A 13654-nucleotide genomic window follows, 5' to 3' on the forward strand; every position below is an offset into this window, starting at 1 on the left:
TACCAAGGGCACGCCATTCACATCGTGCCGCGGTGAGCGAGCCTTGTGCACAGGAGCAATGAGTGCTCTCACCGCCACAGCTCATGCAGCGGGGTTTGTGGGGAAAATCTGTGCGCCACTTGTGCCTGCAACAATTCTGCGGTGGCCAATGCGTCAGTCAGCGCATGGTGCGCGCGGTATCGCGGCAGCCGATAGCGTGCGCGGCTGGGCGCAAGCCGGATGGAGACTGGCCGCGTTCGTCGGCCTAGCAACCTGGCAAAGAGCGTGGGCGGCTTGCGGTGTAGTCTCGCTTCGAGCTCCATGGTGTCGATGACTGGAAATTCGATGCCTTCGCCGATGCGCGACATGAGCGCAGCATTCAGAAAACTGCGCTCGATGTCGCGGCAATGGACGACAATGATGCGGCCTGCCAGCATTGGCAGCAATTCATCGAGAATCGCCTCCAAATCCGGCGCTTCTTCGATCTGCGAGTGGGTGATGGCGTGGATGGTTATTGATTCCGGCCTCAATTCTGTCTTGGGATGGACCACCCAGTAACGGGAAGCGCTCGCCTGAATGCGCTCCAATGTCATGGGGACGACGCCGATGCTGACGATCTCGTCCTGCGAGGTATTGAGACCGGTAGTTTCCACGTCGAGAGCAGCAAGCGGGACGTGCTGCAAAGGGCTGTCGCCGGATGGCGTGCCCTGTGCGTAGAAGGCCTTGAGACGAGGATCACGAGCCGTCTCGGCCAGCATCGAAAAGCGCTTCGGCCAGTCGTGTACAAGCGTGGTGCGACTGGTATCTTGCTCTGTTCGCAGGTTTCCCAGATGCAGCATTTTTAATTGGACCGTCCCGGCTGATAACGGTACTTGAGATATTTCTGCGCGTTGCTCAGTATCAGGAACGCGTCGCGTAGACTCTTGCGTTCGAAATCCGAAAGTTTTTCGGGCTCTACACTGTTATCGGGATCGTTGCCTGCACTCAGTTCATCAGCCTGGACTCGCGCCCTCACCATGGTGATGAACTCCAGAGCATCGTACATATCTTGACCTCGCCCCAGCGGCAGGATCGCAGCATCGATGATCTCGCGCAGGCGATCAAATGAATTGAGTGCCGGTGAGCCGATTGCTAACGCATGAACGCGGATCAGATCCGTCAAAGGGCCGGTGCCGCGGCGCTTGATGTTGATGGCGTGCGTGTGCCGGCCATCGGATTCGACGACAAAGTCTTTGAAGAAACCCAATGGCGGTGTGCGCAGCAACGCATTGCGTGCCATACACGCGAGGAATCGCGAGTTCCCCTGGGCCTTGCGCGCAATCATCTTGCGCAGATGCGCTGCCCATTCCGTGCGTCCCCATACGCCATCGAGGTCAAAAAATATACCGGCGTGAAGCAGCGATTCGGGAGTTGGACGCTCGATCCAATCGGTAAAGAGGCGCTCCCAGGTTTTCAACGGCTGACGCCATTTGTCATTGGTCGCCATGACGCCGCCCGTGCAGTACGAATAGCCGCAGCGTGCCAAACCATCGCTGACGAAGGTGGCGAGCGCCTTGAACCAGGCGTCATGCTGAACGGGATCAAAGCGGTCGTCCACGATGAGGGCGTTGTCCTGATCGGTGACAATCAGCTGTTCCTGGCGAGCCATTGACCCCAGCGCGAGAAAACAATAGGGCACAGGGGGCGGGCCGAGCTCGGCCTCCGCGAGCTCCAGCAGACGTTGTTTCACGGCGCGCCCAATCGCGGTCATCGCGCTGCCTATCATGTGCGCGCTGGCGTCCTCAGCGACCATGCGGGTGAAGCAGGCCTGCATGTCGGGCACCAGTGCCGCCAGTTCATCTGCGTTCTGTGCGCGGAAGATGCTTCCGACTACGAAAAGACTGTTGCGCGATTCATAACGGATGATGTCTGACAGTGCGATGATACCGAGCGGGCGCTGGTCCTTCATCACTGGCAGGTGATGCACGTTATGGCGCAGCATCGCCAGCATCGCTTCGAATATGACTTGGTTATGTGACACCGTTACTACATAAGGTGTCATGATGTCGGCCACTGGCGTGTCGTGAACCAAGCCTGGCGCAAGCAGCCTCGTACGCAGGTCGCGGTCGGTAAGTATCCCGGACAGCAACGGCAGGCCAGGAATGTCGGGATTGTCATCGACGATCAATAGCGAGGACACGCCTTCTTGTGTCATGCGTTCCGCCGCTTCGCGCGCGCTGGCCTGGCGGCCCAGGGTCACTGCCTCGCGCGTGACCAGGGTGTCGACGGTCGCTGACAACAGATCATTGGCATCCTCGCGACGCGACATGACTTGCCGTAACCGGGTGCGGTCTTCGATCTCGACGTAATCCGCGAACGCCTCATTGTTATCGAACAAATCGAGAAATACTGACTGCGGAATCAGGTAGATCAGCGAGTCTTCCAGCGCACGCGCAGGAAAACGAACCCGTCCGTGACGCAGCAAACCGAACTCTCCGAAGTATCCGCCGGAGGTCAGACGGTTATACAAGGTTCCGGTGCGTCGAAAGACTTCCACTGCGCCGCTGCGGACTACATACCAGTATTCGGACGCTTGTCCGAACTCTACGATCTGCTCGCCCGCCTTGTAATAACGGACGTCGACGGCCGCGGTCGCCTGTTCCAGCGCCTCGTGCGGCAAGGCATCGAAAGGCGCGTGGGAGCGAAGAAAATCGAAGATTTCAAGCTGCTCGATCTGCATGAGTTCGATACGAGGAGGAATGCGTGGCTGTATCGGTGGTTCGGGGTAAGGCTGCTTAGCGCAACCCCGCCCCTGGTTTTTCTTAGCGTCGTGGTTCCGACATCAGCCCTTTGATAATGGCCAGGGTGGCTGCCAGCAACACGATGGCAAATGGCAGCCCCGTCGATACCGCCATGGCCTGCAGGGCGACCAGCCCGCCACTGAGAATCAATGCGATGGCCACCAGCCCTTCAAACACTGCCCAGAACACGCGCTGAGGAACTGGGGCATCGACTTTGCCGCCCGCTGAGATGACGTCGATCACCAGGGACCCAGAGTCGGAGGAAGTAACGAAGAACACTACCACCAGAATGATGGCGATGAAGGAGGTGATTTCCTTCAATGGCAGCGCATCGAGCATCATGAACAGCTGCAGCGGCAATTCCGCATCGCGGGCGGCTTCGTAGCCGTTGCGCACGACTTGTGAGATCGCGGTTTCGCCGAACACCGTCATCCACAGGGTGCACGCCAGCGAAGGCACAATCAGCACCGAGATGATGAACTCACGCACCGTGCGGCCGCGCGATACACGTGCGATGAACATGCCGACAAAGGGCGACCAAGAGATCCACCATGCCCAATAGAAGGCGGTCCAGCCTTGCAGGAAATTAGTATCCTCTCGCCCTATCGGGTTGGACAAGGCCGGCAGATACTGTAGATAGGCGCCCAGGTTCGAGAAAAATCCGCTGAGGATGTCCAGCGTTGGCCCCACGGCAATGACAAACAGCAGCAGCAGTAATGCCAGCGCCATATTGATCTCGGACAGGCGCTTGACCCCCGCATCCAATCCTGCGACGACTGAGAACAGCGCGATGGCTGTGATGACGACGACCAGTACGATCTGGACGGTGATGCCTTGCGGAGTACCAAACAGAAAGTGCAGGCCCGAACTGGCCTGCGACGCCCCAAAGCCCAGCGAGGTGGCCAAGCCGAACAGCGTGGCTAGCACGGCGAGGATGTCGATGACGTGTCCGGGCCAGCCCCACACGCGTTCGCCCAGCAGCGGGTAGAACACAGACCGGATCGTCAGTGGCAGTCCCTTGTTGAACGAAAACAGCGCCAGCCCTAGTGCGAGTACGGCGTAGATGGCCCACGGGTGCAGCGCCCAGTGGTAGATCGTGGCCGCCATGCCCAGGCGAGTGGCTGCCTGCGCATCGCCAGCTGCCGCGCCCAGAGGGGCCCAGTCGGTCCGTACGCCATCGGTCATTTCTATGCCGCCGAACGCAGTGCCGAAATGTGTCAAGGGTTCGGAGACACCGAAGAACATCAGCCCGATGCCCATGCCGGCGGCAAACAGCATCGAGAACCACCCTAGATAGGTATAGTCGGGCTTTGCTTCCGTGCCGCCCAGCCGTACTCGGCCTAGTGGAGAGAAGGCGACAATCAAGCACACCAGCACAAAAATGTTGCCTGCTACAAGAAAGAATCCGTCGAGGTTGGCTGTCAGCCAGTTCTTCATCCCGCTGAAAAGCGACTCGACTTGATCGTGAAAACCCAATGTCAACGCAACGAACAAAATCACCAGCCCGCCCGCAACGCCGAATACCGGGTTGTGTATGTCGAGGCCGAACGGCCCGACGTTGACGATGATGTTGTCCTGACCCACTTGATAATCAGTGTCGATGGGATTGACTTCTCCATCGGGGATCATGGGATCTTTCTTTTCTGGGCGTTCTTCCGTCATCCATATTTCCTTGAAGTTACCTGGAATAGGGTGGACTCATTCCGCGAGGCATGTAACGCGCACGATAAAGGACTTGCTGCGTGGCGGCAACCTGCAGGCCATTCTGGCTCAAGATAAGCTGCTACATTTATCCCCTTGCTGACTGAACATTACGCGAATGCGCTTCGTGATAGTGGCCCCCCCACGATCAGGACGAAGGTTTCCCGTAGATTGCGATGACCCCACGCCAATTACGCTATTTCCTGGAGATCGCCCACAACGGCAGCCTGTCGTTGGCGTCCGCGGCGTTGCGTATTGCGCAGCCTGCCTTGAGTCAGCATGTGGCGGCGCTCGAATCAGAGTTAGGTGTTGTTTTATTCGAGCGTCATGCCAAAGGCGTTGCCTTGACGCCTGAGGGCAAGCGGCTGCAACTACGTGCAGCGTCGATCCTCGATCAATTGGAGTCTCTGAAGGAAGACGTGCTCGGCCTGACCGGGACTCCCCGAGGGGCTGTGCGTATATGTATGGCGCGATCGCTGGCGCAGGTGCTTGCGGCCCCGCTCGTGCGGCATGTGGAACAGACCTATCCCGAGATTCGCCTGGTGTTGTCCTCGGCGTTGTCCAGCGAGATGCGGTCCGCTGTGGAATCGCGTCAGTTGGATGTGGCACTGATGCCCAATGCGTTCGAATTGCCCGGGTTGTATTGCAAGCCGCTGTACGAGGAAGGATTTTCCCTGTTCGGTGTAGAGGCGATGTTCGATCGCCCGGGCAAGACAATCGCGTTTTCTGCCATTGGGCAACGTCCCCTGGCGGCTCCCGATCGTGATCATGACTTGCGTAGATTGATCGAGCGCACGGCATTGGATCGGGGCTCTACGCTCAATGTGAAGTACGAGATCAATGATCCTGTCTTGAATTTTGCACTGGTGAGGGACGGCATGGCGTTCGCGATTCTGCCGGACAGTGCTGGCTGGGAATTGATGCGTGGCAATCCGGAGATGGGCGTGCGGCGCATCGTGAGTCCGGTCTTGTCCCGTACGCAGTCCATCGTCCGTATGGCCGAGAGTGAGCCCGGCCGCGCGGTGCTGGCAGTCGAGCAGAGCATAGACATCGTGCTGCGCCGTCTGATCAAAGAGAAGCTCCTGCGTGGCCGGCTGGCGCCGGTATTGAGCGCAGCGGCTTGAATCGTGCTGTGCCGTCGGTCCCGGCAATCGAGGCGCCTGTGACAAGCTCCCGGCCGTAACAAGCGAAGTTATATATAGAAAATCTTATATTTCCGTAAGATAAATAATATTTGTCTTTTATGTTTGCGCCGCCTTACGCTTGCCTAAAGAAATAGACAATACGCGAGTCACGGAGACAAGTATGCAAGCACGACGCAGGCAGTTCCTGGGCGCGTTCGGCGCTGCCCTCGGCTGTAGCATGCTGCCGATACGGCGGCTATACGCGAGTGCGCCGTTACGTATGTTGGTAGGATTCGCTCCTGGCGGAGCCGTGGACCTCGTGGCGCGTGCGCTGGCCGAAGGGATGCGCGCACAGGGTTATACCACCATCGTCGAAAACAAATCGGGAGCCGGCGGCCGTATCGCGGTGGATGCCTTATTGGCGGCTGGGGGTGAGGGGAACTCAGTACTGTTGACACCCTCGACGAATCTGACGCTGTATCCGCATCTTTATAAAAACCTGGGCTATGCGCCTCATGATTTCACGCCATTAGGCACTGCCAGCGAATTTGTTTTCGGTTTTGCGGTGGGTGCAGACAGCTCCGCCAAGACGCTGCAGGATTTTCTGGCGTTGGCGCAACGGGATGCCCGTATGGCGGTGTATGGCACACCAGGAGCGGGTACGGTCATGAGTTTCTTGGGCGCGATGCTGGCCAAGGCATCGCACGTTGCTCTGACGGCGATTCCCTATAAAGGCGGATCGCTGGCACTAAGCGATACCGTCGGTGGAACGTTGCCGTCTTTGATCACGACGCTGCCCAATCTGATTCCTATGCACAAGACGGGCAAGATACGTATTCTGGCGACGACGGGCACGGCCCAGTCTCCGAGCGTGCCCGATGTGCCGACATTTGCGGCTGCAGGATATCCGGCTCTGACCATGACTGAGTACTTCGCCTTACTTGGCCATAAAGACATGTCGAGGGAAGCCGCGCAGACGTTGAGCCAAGCGGTGATCGACGCTGTAGGGTCGCCGGTTTTCGAACAGGCAATGCGACAACTGTATTTCCAGCCTAAGACTACGGCGTCCGAGGCGCTGACACAGCAGCTCGACAAGGACTACGCGTTTTGGAACCAGATAGTCCAGGACAGCGGCTATACCCCCGAGATTTGACGGGCGCAGTTGCCCGAGACTGCAGGACGCACCATGAAAGGTAAGAACCTCATTGTCATCATGTCTGATGAGCATAATCCCGCGTTTATGGGCTGCTCAGGGCATCCGTTTATTCAGACTCCGCACTTGGACGCGCTGGCGGCGCGAGGCGTGCGTTTTGCGAATGCCTATACGCCGAGCCCCATCTGTGTCCCGGCGCGGGCAGCATTCGCCACCGGGCATCGGGTCCATCAAACCCGTCATTGGGACAACGCGATGCCCTACGTTGGCGACCCGCAGGGGTGGGGGCATGTCCTGCAACAGCAGGGCATTCGCGTCGAAAGCATAGGCAAGCTGCATTATCGCAATGAGGAGGATCCGGTCGGATTCGATGCCGAGCATATCCCGATGCACGTCGTAGGCGGACACGGGATGGTATGGGCCTCTATACGTGATCCTTATCTGCCGGTCGAGGGGCGCAAACGTATGCTGGGCGATCGCATCGGCAGCGGTGAGTCCACGTACACGTCCTATGACCGATTGGTGACTGGGCGTGCATTGGATTGGTTGCGCGATGCTGCGGAGCGCAAGGAGCCGTTTGTTTTGTACGTAGGCTTGGTTGCACCGCACTTTCCGTTGATTGCGCCGCAGGAATTTTTTGATTTGTACGAGGCGCGTCAAATTCCTCAGGCGAAGCTCCATCCCAAGGACGGCTATACGCGTCATCCCTGGGTGCAGGCCTACGCCGATTTCGAGCGCAGCGAAGAGACTTTTCAGAACGAAGACGAACGTGTGCGGGCTTTTTTGGCCTACTACGGCTTGTGCAGTTTTCTGGACAGCAATGTGGGGCAGATCGTGGACGGCTTGAATGCGTTGGGCCTGGCCGATTCTACGCATGTGATTTACACCTCGGATCATGGTGATAACGTAGGCGCCCGTGGATTGTGGGGGAAATCCACGCTTTATCAAGAAAGTGTGGGGATTCCGATGCTTCTGGCCGGGCCCGATGTGGCGCCATCGCTGTGTCATACACCAGTGGACCTGCTGGATCTATACCCGACGATATTGCAGGCGGTAGGCGTTGATCCTGGCCCTCGGATGGGCTCTCGTCCCGGGCATTCGCTATTTGACGTGTCCAGAGAGCCCGAAGACGCGACCCGCGCCGTGCTGAGCGAATATCATGCCGCGGGCAGCAATACCGCGGGATTCATGCTTCGCAGGGGGCCGTGGAAGTATCATCACTACGTTCGTTTCGAACCAGAGCTGTTCAATCTGGATACGGACCCAGAGGAGTTGCGTGATTTGTCCGCGGATCCGGAATACGCAGAGGTGTTGGCGAATATGAGGGCTGCACTCCATGCGATATGCGATCCAGAGCAAGTCGATCGGCAGGCTAAAGCCGACCAAGCCGCGATGATCGGCCGATTGGGTGGGCCCGAGGTGGCGGGGTCGATGGGCCTGAGCGGAGCAACGCCTGCTCCTCAGGTCGAGCCAGTTGGCTGAAGCGGGATATGCTGGCGCCAGCCGGGTAAAGCCTATTCATTGCAAAAGGCTAAACGGGTTCTCTCAGGCAGAATTCGGCTCAAAACAGCCCATTTTCGGACTAAATCAGCCCAAAAATGGGCTGAAAATTGTTAAAATGACTCGTATTGGGCTGATTTGGACCGATAATGGCTATCAGAGAGCAGATTTTGCAGTTGCTGCATGCGCAGCCGCAGCCTGACGTGCGTGGACTCAGTTCGAATGAGATAGCCCATCGCATTGCGGTCAGCGTGTCGACTGTGAAGCGTTATCTGGACGTCCTCTTGCAGACGGGGGAGATCGTTCGCGAGGGCAAAGGGCGTGCCACACGTTATCGCGTTATTGCGCCGTCTGCGGTGAGTACGATTGGCGAGCCGACCACATCCTATGTGCCAATGGACCCGATGGCGTGGTCTGGGGCTGGGCAGGCATTGCTGCTGGAATTGCGTCAGCCTCTTGGCGCACGCGAGGTGGCGGGATATCAGCGCGCGTTCGTAGACAACTACGTACCGAATCAGAGTTCCCTGTTGCCTCCCGTTTTGGCGCAATCGCTCTATGACGAAGGACGCATGAAAGGGCAACAACCCGCGGGGACTTATGCGCGCAAAGTCCTGGGGGCACTGCTTATTGATTTGTCATGGTCGTCGTCACGTCTGGAGGGCAATCGCTATTCACGCCTGGACACCGAGGAGTTGTTTAAAAACGGATCGGCCGGGAACGACCTGGATGCGGTGATGCTGCTCAATCACAAGATCGCTATCGAGTTTCTGGTCGATGCGGTGCCCGAATATGGCTTGACCCAGCCCTTGATTCGCAATTTGCACGCCATGTTGATGCAAGATCTGCTGGTCGATGCCAGCCATCTGGGCAATGTACGCCAAAAGGTCGTCAATATTAGCGGGACCACGTACGTTCCATTGCAAGTCCCTTCGTTGTTGGAAGAGATGCTCGGGCTTGTCGTCGACAAGGCAAAGTTGATTAAGAACCCAATCGAGGCAGCATTTTTTCTCTGGGTGAATCTGGCTTATCTGCAGCCCTTCGAGGACGGAAATAAACGTACCAGCCGGTTGTCAGCCAACATACCGTTGATGCTCTATAACTGCGCTCCCTTATCGTTCTTGTCCGTGGAGACTCCAGATTACGCCTATGCGATGATGGGCGTATACGAGCGCTGCAATGTCGCGCTCGCCGTGGATTTGTTTGAATCCGCGTATCGACGGTCGGTCAAGAAGTATGCGATCTTGCTGGATGCGATGGGTATTCCAGATCCCGTGAGGTTACGGTTCAGGGAGGCTTTGACTGAGTCGGTCGGCGCAGTGGTGCGCGATAGGATGAACGTCGACGCCGCGGTGGCTTTGCTTGGCTTGCCTGCGCCAGACATTCTGCAGTTTCAACCCATACTCTTGCGGGAATTACAGGCATTGGATCTCTATAACTGCGCACGCTATCGATTGACAATGACGCAGACGCGGCAATGGATCGAGGCTGGCCGTCCGCACTAATTAATGGGCAATCTCCATCATTGTTCCACTTTTGTCGGCTATCCTTGGCGGATTCTTTACCCGCTTAAGATTGTTGATTAATGACCTCTATCCGTACCCTGACGGTGATCCTGGCCTGTCTGGCCATGTTGGGCCCGTTTGCGACTGACGCCTATCTGCCGTCGTTTTTAAGCATAGGCAATGAGTTCGGCGCCAGCCAGTCCATGGTGCAGCAGACTTTGAGTCTGTACCTCGCCGGCTTTGCGGTCATGAGCCTGTTCTGGGGCACGCTGTCCGATAGCTTTGGGCGGCGTCCCATCATCATTGTCTCTCTGGTGATGTTTGGCATTGGGTCCGTGGGCTCTGCGCTGGCGCCGTCGTTTGGCTGGCTATTGTTTTTCCGCATGGTGCAGGGTTGCTCCGCCGGAGCCGGCCGGGTGGTCGGGCAGGCGCTGGTGCGTGACCGCTTTCACGGGCCAGAGGCACAAAGGCTCTTCGCCAATATCACGATGGTCTTCAGTCTGGCGCCGGCGATTGCGCCTGTGATCGGGGGCTATCTGAATAGCCACGCGGGATGGCGATCGACGTTTGTTTTGTTGACGGTATTTACTGTCGCGCTGATTGCCGTGTGCTGGCGCCAACTGCCCGAGAGCTTGGCGCCAGAGGCGCGTCAGCCGCTGAAATTGGGAACGATACTGCGCAATTACGTGCTCGCATTGCGTAACCCCCAGTTCCTGTTCGCGATCCTGGCGGTGGGTTTTGCGTTCTCGGGGTTTGCGCTCTATATCTCATCCGCAGCCAGCTTCATCATGGAAATCCTCAAGCTGCCGGAAACGGCGTTTGCCTGGCTGTTCATCCCGTTCATCTCTGGTATGGTGCTCGGTTCGATGATCAATTCCAAGCTCGCCGGGGGAGTCGGTGCGTCCACGTTCATACGCGTGGGTCTGATCATCATGGCATCGGGCACTGTGGTCAACGTGCTCTATAACCTCACCTGGCAAGCGACCGTGCCGTGGGCTGTAGTTCCGATTTTTATCTATGCGCTAGGGATGTCGCTGGCATTGCCGGGTATGACGGTCATGGTGTTGGGAATTTTCCCGCAGATGCGGGGCCTGGCCTCGTCGTTGCAGAGTTCTGCGCAAATGACAATTTTTGCGACGGTATCCGGCGTCGTGGCACCGCTGTTGTTCCACAGTGCCTTGCTGCTGGCGTTGGGAATGGCCGGGAGTGCGGCGTTGTCGATAGGATGCTGGGTGGCTAGCCAGCAGATTGCGCGGCGCCAGAAATTGGCTCGGGCTTGATGCCGCGGCTGAAGGTTTTTGATTTTCAATTTTTAGTATCGATCATGGGTATTGCTTCGTTTGCGCGGCTATCGGGATGTCTGGCTGCGAGTGGTTTGATCATGTCTGCGGCGCTCGCAGCGACATCTGCAGAGGATGCCGTGCGGCACGATATCGCTGCGATGATGACGGGCCAGAAAAATCAGACATCCATTGACCGTACGGATCGGGGCGTGTTTCTGGAAACGCGCCACTGCCTCGACGGCAAACAGTCTTTGGTGCAGACGATGCGCGGGCAACTGCGGGTGGACCAAGAGGACGCGTTGCTCGCGCTTTTTCAGCGCGTGCTTTGCGCGCGTTCCGATGACGGCATGGGTAAGCTGACCGTCGCACGGTTTGGCGACGACGTTGCCGAGCCGTTTCAGACGGGGCTGGCGATGTATTCCGGGATGCTGGAGCTAGGTGGATGGCCTATCGACTGGTCGGACAGCGGCATCGGGAAAAGTCCGCGTAGCGAGGCCTTTGTTTCCATGCTGGGCTTGTCGGCAGACAGTCCGTTGTCTGCCGTATCGCGTTGGGAGGTGCTATCGCCCAGCCATGTGCGTGTGTGGTTCGGTCAGTTCAGGCAAGCCCCCTCAGATACGATGACCTATGATTTCGAGCTGCGGGGCAAACGCTGGGTATGGACCTCGGCAGTGGCCTCGACGCGGCTATGAAGGCCTACAGGCGCAATCCGCGCCCGCGCCTTCGTAGTGCGAGTATTCCTCTCTACGTGGAAGCGATGCCGCCGTCGCGGTCTTCGCGCGTATCTATGATGACGAGCCGCGGGACCTGCTCTTAGTCCTGATAGCCCGGATTGCGCCTGTCCAGATAGCGCAGCATTGCTGGCCATTCCATCAAGCCGAATGGCCGGCGGACGGACGGTTGATAGAGATGATGGGTTCGATCGATGACGGCCTGTGGCGGCATCGTCAGGGCGGCGCCAGAGCACATGGCGTCGACTTGCGCGCGGCAAGCCATCTCTAGCCAGTACATGGCATTGAATGCCTCGGCGATGCTGGCGGACGCGACCAAGAGTCCGTGATTGCGCAGGATCATGGCGTCCTGTGAGCCCAGATCGGCGACTAATCGGGCGCGTTCGTCCAGGTCGATGGCGACGCTTTCGTAGTCGTGATAGGCGATGTCCTTGAATCGCATCGCCGTTTGCGTCAGGGGCAGCAGTCCATCTTTCATGCACGATACCGCCATTCCGGCGCGCGAATGCGTGTGAATCACGCAGCCTACATCGTGGCGTGCGCCATGGACGGCGCTGTGGATGACGTAGCCCGCCTGATTCAGGCCGTGGTCCGTGTGCGGGTTGTCGAGGATCTCGCCTTGGATATTGATCTTGATCAAGCTCGAAGCGGTGATCTCTTCGTACATATACCCATAGGGGTTGATCAGGATTTCGTCGTCCGTTCCAGGAATGCGTGCGGTGATGTGGTTGTAGATCAGGTCGCTCATGCCGAACAGCGGCATCAAACGATAACAGGCGGCGAGGTCGATACGGGTCTGGCGTTCTGCGTCGCTATAGGTCTGGGTCATTTCTGTGTGACTCCTGCTAATTGAGCCAACGCGCCCCAACTGCGATAGTTTTGTGCAACCATCTGCCGGAATGCGTCAGGAGAGGGACTGGACACGACCTCTGAGCCTAGTGCGACCAATTTCTGACGGACGTTCGGGTCTTGGAGGGCGCGGTTCAAGTCGGTATGGATTTTTTCAATGATAGGTGCAGGTGTGCCTTTCGGTGCGAAAAATCCCAGCCAGGCGCCGAGATTGAAGTCTTTGACACCTTGTTCTTCGATGGTGGGCACGTTCGGAGCCAATTGCGCCCGGTCGTGCGTGCTGACGGCGATGGCTTGCAGCCGCCCCTCTTTGATATGAGGCAAGGTCGAGACCACCGTGTCGAAGGTCATATCCACGTTGCCGCCGATCACGTCGGTCTGCGCCTGGCTGCTGCCTTTGTAGGGAACATGCGTGAGCTCTGTGCCGGTGCGTTTCATCAGCATCGCCATCAGTAGATGACTGGTGGTGCCGGTGCCGATCGATGCGAATGTCAATTCGCCGGGATGGGCTTGGGCGTAGTCGACGATTTTCTGAAAAGAGTCGAGCCCTTTCCTCTTGTTCGTGACCAGCATGTAGGGCAACCATGTCGTTTGGCCGATGTATTCGAAATCCGTCAACGGATCGTAGTTCAGCTCCTTGTAGACATAGGGGTTGATATTCATCGGGGCGGTGGCGGACAGCACGAGTGTGTAGCCGTCAGGCGCGGCACGTTTGACTTGCGCAACCGCGAGACTGCCGCCTACTCCTGGCTTGTTTTCCACAATGACGGGCTGCCCCCAGTCCGCGCTGAGTTTTTCTCCGATGATGCGGGCGACGGCATCGGTCGATGTTCCGGGGGGAAAGCCTATGACGATGGTGACAGGGCGTTGCGGATAGTCTTGCGCGGCGGCCTGAGGCGCCGCGGTGATGAACGCACTGGCGCACAGCACGCCAGCCATTGCCCTCCAAGAAATAGCCATCTGGTGTCTCCGTTCTTCTTTATAGGTTTGTCCCCGATTCTGGCATGGGGCATTTGGAGAGCTCAATTCGCTTGTCTGGAATGCGGTGTTTC

At 57.9% G+C, this 13654-nt stretch carries 11 protein-coding genes; 6 read left to right on the top strand and 5 right to left on the bottom strand.

Annotated elements, in window-relative coordinates; translation table 11 throughout:
* Positions 1–68: 68 nt before the first annotated feature.
* The 3 genes from CAL20_RS04160 to CAL20_RS04170 all read right to left on the bottom strand — a co-directional run bounded on the left by CAL20_RS04160 (position 69) and on the right by CAL20_RS04170 (position 4421).
* Complete coding sequence (locus tag CAL20_RS04160; RefSeq protein ID WP_094837252.1) at positions 69–818, bottom strand: 3'-5' exonuclease; 750 nt, start codon at positions 816–818, stop codon at positions 69–71.
* Positions 819–820: 2 nt separating this feature from the next.
* Positions 821–2698, bottom strand: a complete 1878-nt coding sequence (locus CAL20_RS04165) for a DUF294 nucleotidyltransferase-like domain-containing protein (protein WP_094819807.1) — start codon at positions 2696–2698, stop codon at positions 821–823.
* A gap of 82 nt (positions 2699–2780) precedes the next feature.
* Positions 2781–4421: a BCCT family transporter gene (locus CAL20_RS04170; protein WP_094837253.1), complete on the bottom strand. Its 1641-nt coding sequence runs from the start codon at positions 4419–4421 to the stop codon at positions 2781–2783.
* 215 nt (positions 4422–4636) lie between these two features.
* On the opposite strand from CAL20_RS04170, the gene CAL20_RS04175 reads away from it, so the two are divergent.
* From CAL20_RS04175 to CAL20_RS04200, 6 genes are all read left to right on the top strand, one after another.
* On the top strand, positions 4637–5584 hold the full coding sequence (locus CAL20_RS04175; RefSeq protein WP_094837254.1) for a LysR family transcriptional regulator: 948 nt from the start codon (positions 4637–4639) through the stop codon (positions 5582–5584).
* Between the two features lie 181 nt (positions 5585–5765).
* Positions 5766–6737 (top strand): tripartite tricarboxylate transporter substrate-binding protein, encoded by a 972-nt coding sequence (locus CAL20_RS04180; protein ID WP_094837255.1) that lies wholly within the window; start codon positions 5766–5768, stop codon positions 6735–6737.
* 33 nt (positions 6738–6770) lie between these two features.
* Positions 6771–8219 (top strand): sulfatase-like hydrolase/transferase, encoded by a 1449-nt coding sequence (locus CAL20_RS04185; RefSeq protein WP_094837256.1) that lies wholly within the window; start codon positions 6771–6773, stop codon positions 8217–8219.
* Between the two features lie 167 nt (positions 8220–8386).
* Positions 8387–9739 carry a Fic family protein gene (locus tag CAL20_RS04190; RefSeq protein WP_094837257.1) on the top strand — a complete coding sequence of 451 codons (1353 nt, stop codon included), beginning with the start codon at positions 8387–8389 and terminating at the stop codon, positions 9737–9739.
* An 80-nt stretch (positions 9740–9819) separates the two neighbouring features.
* The gene (locus CAL20_RS04195; RefSeq protein ID WP_094837258.1) at positions 9820–11019 is read left to right on the top strand and encodes a multidrug effflux MFS transporter; all 1200 of its coding nucleotides are present in this window, start codon (positions 9820–9822) and stop codon (positions 11017–11019) included.
* 44 nt (positions 11020–11063) lie between these two features.
* Positions 11064–11714, top strand: coding sequence for a hypothetical protein (locus CAL20_RS04200; RefSeq protein WP_143277043.1), 651 nt, complete (start codon positions 11064–11066; stop codon positions 11712–11714).
* A 121-nt stretch (positions 11715–11835) separates the two neighbouring features.
* On the opposite strand, the gene CAL20_RS04205 is transcribed toward CAL20_RS04200, so the two are convergent.
* Both CAL20_RS04205 and CAL20_RS04210 read right to left on the bottom strand, forming a co-directional pair.
* Positions 11836–12582 carry a class II aldolase/adducin family protein gene (locus CAL20_RS04205; protein WP_094837260.1) on the bottom strand — a complete coding sequence of 249 codons (747 nt, stop codon included), beginning with the start codon at positions 12580–12582 and terminating at the stop codon, positions 11836–11838.
* Entirely contained in the window at positions 12579–13562 is a 984-nt protein-coding gene (locus tag CAL20_RS04210) for a Bug family tripartite tricarboxylate transporter substrate binding protein (RefSeq protein ID WP_256981337.1), read from the bottom strand. The genes CAL20_RS04205 and CAL20_RS04210 overlap by 4 nt, the downstream gene beginning before the upstream one ends.
* Positions 13563–13654 lie beyond the last annotated feature (92 nt).

Origin of the sequence: Bordetella genomosp. 4, from assembly GCF_002261185.1 — a bacterium.
Classification (GTDB): Bacteria; Pseudomonadota; Gammaproteobacteria; order Burkholderiales; family Burkholderiaceae_B; genus Bordetella_A.

Excerpts from the sequence above, each read along its gene's own strand:
- CAL20_RS04160 (WP_094837252.1), bottom strand. The coding sequence starts at position 818 with ATGCTGCATCTGGGAAACCTGCGAACAGAGCAAGATACCAGTCGCACC.
- CAL20_RS04165 (WP_094819807.1), bottom strand. The coding sequence starts at position 2,698 with ATGCAGATCGAGCAGCTTGAAATCTTCGATTTTCTTCGCTCCCACGCG.
- CAL20_RS04170 (WP_094837253.1), bottom strand. The coding sequence starts at position 4,421 with ATGACGGAAGAACGCCCAGAAAAGAAAGATCCCATGATCCCCGATGGA.
- CAL20_RS04175 (WP_094837254.1), top strand. The coding sequence starts at position 4,637 with ATGACCCCACGCCAATTACGCTATTTCCTGGAGATCGCCCACAACGGC.
- CAL20_RS04180 (WP_094837255.1), top strand. The coding sequence starts at position 5,766 with ATGCAAGCACGACGCAGGCAGTTCCTGGGCGCGTTCGGCGCTGCCCTC.
- CAL20_RS04185 (WP_094837256.1), top strand. The coding sequence starts at position 6,771 with ATGAAAGGTAAGAACCTCATTGTCATCATGTCTGATGAGCATAATCCC.
- CAL20_RS04190 (WP_094837257.1), top strand. The coding sequence starts at position 8,387 with ATGGCTATCAGAGAGCAGATTTTGCAGTTGCTGCATGCGCAGCCGCAG.
- CAL20_RS04195 (WP_094837258.1), top strand. The coding sequence starts at position 9,820 with ATGACCTCTATCCGTACCCTGACGGTGATCCTGGCCTGTCTGGCCATG.
- CAL20_RS04200 (WP_143277043.1), top strand. The coding sequence starts at position 11,064 with ATGGGTATTGCTTCGTTTGCGCGGCTATCGGGATGTCTGGCTGCGAGT.
- CAL20_RS04205 (WP_094837260.1), bottom strand. The coding sequence starts at position 12,582 with ATGACCCAGACCTATAGCGACGCAGAACGCCAGACCCGTATCGACCTC.
- CAL20_RS04210 (WP_256981337.1), bottom strand. The coding sequence starts at position 13,562 with ATGGCTATTTCTTGGAGGGCAATGGCTGGCGTGCTGTGCGCCAGTGCG.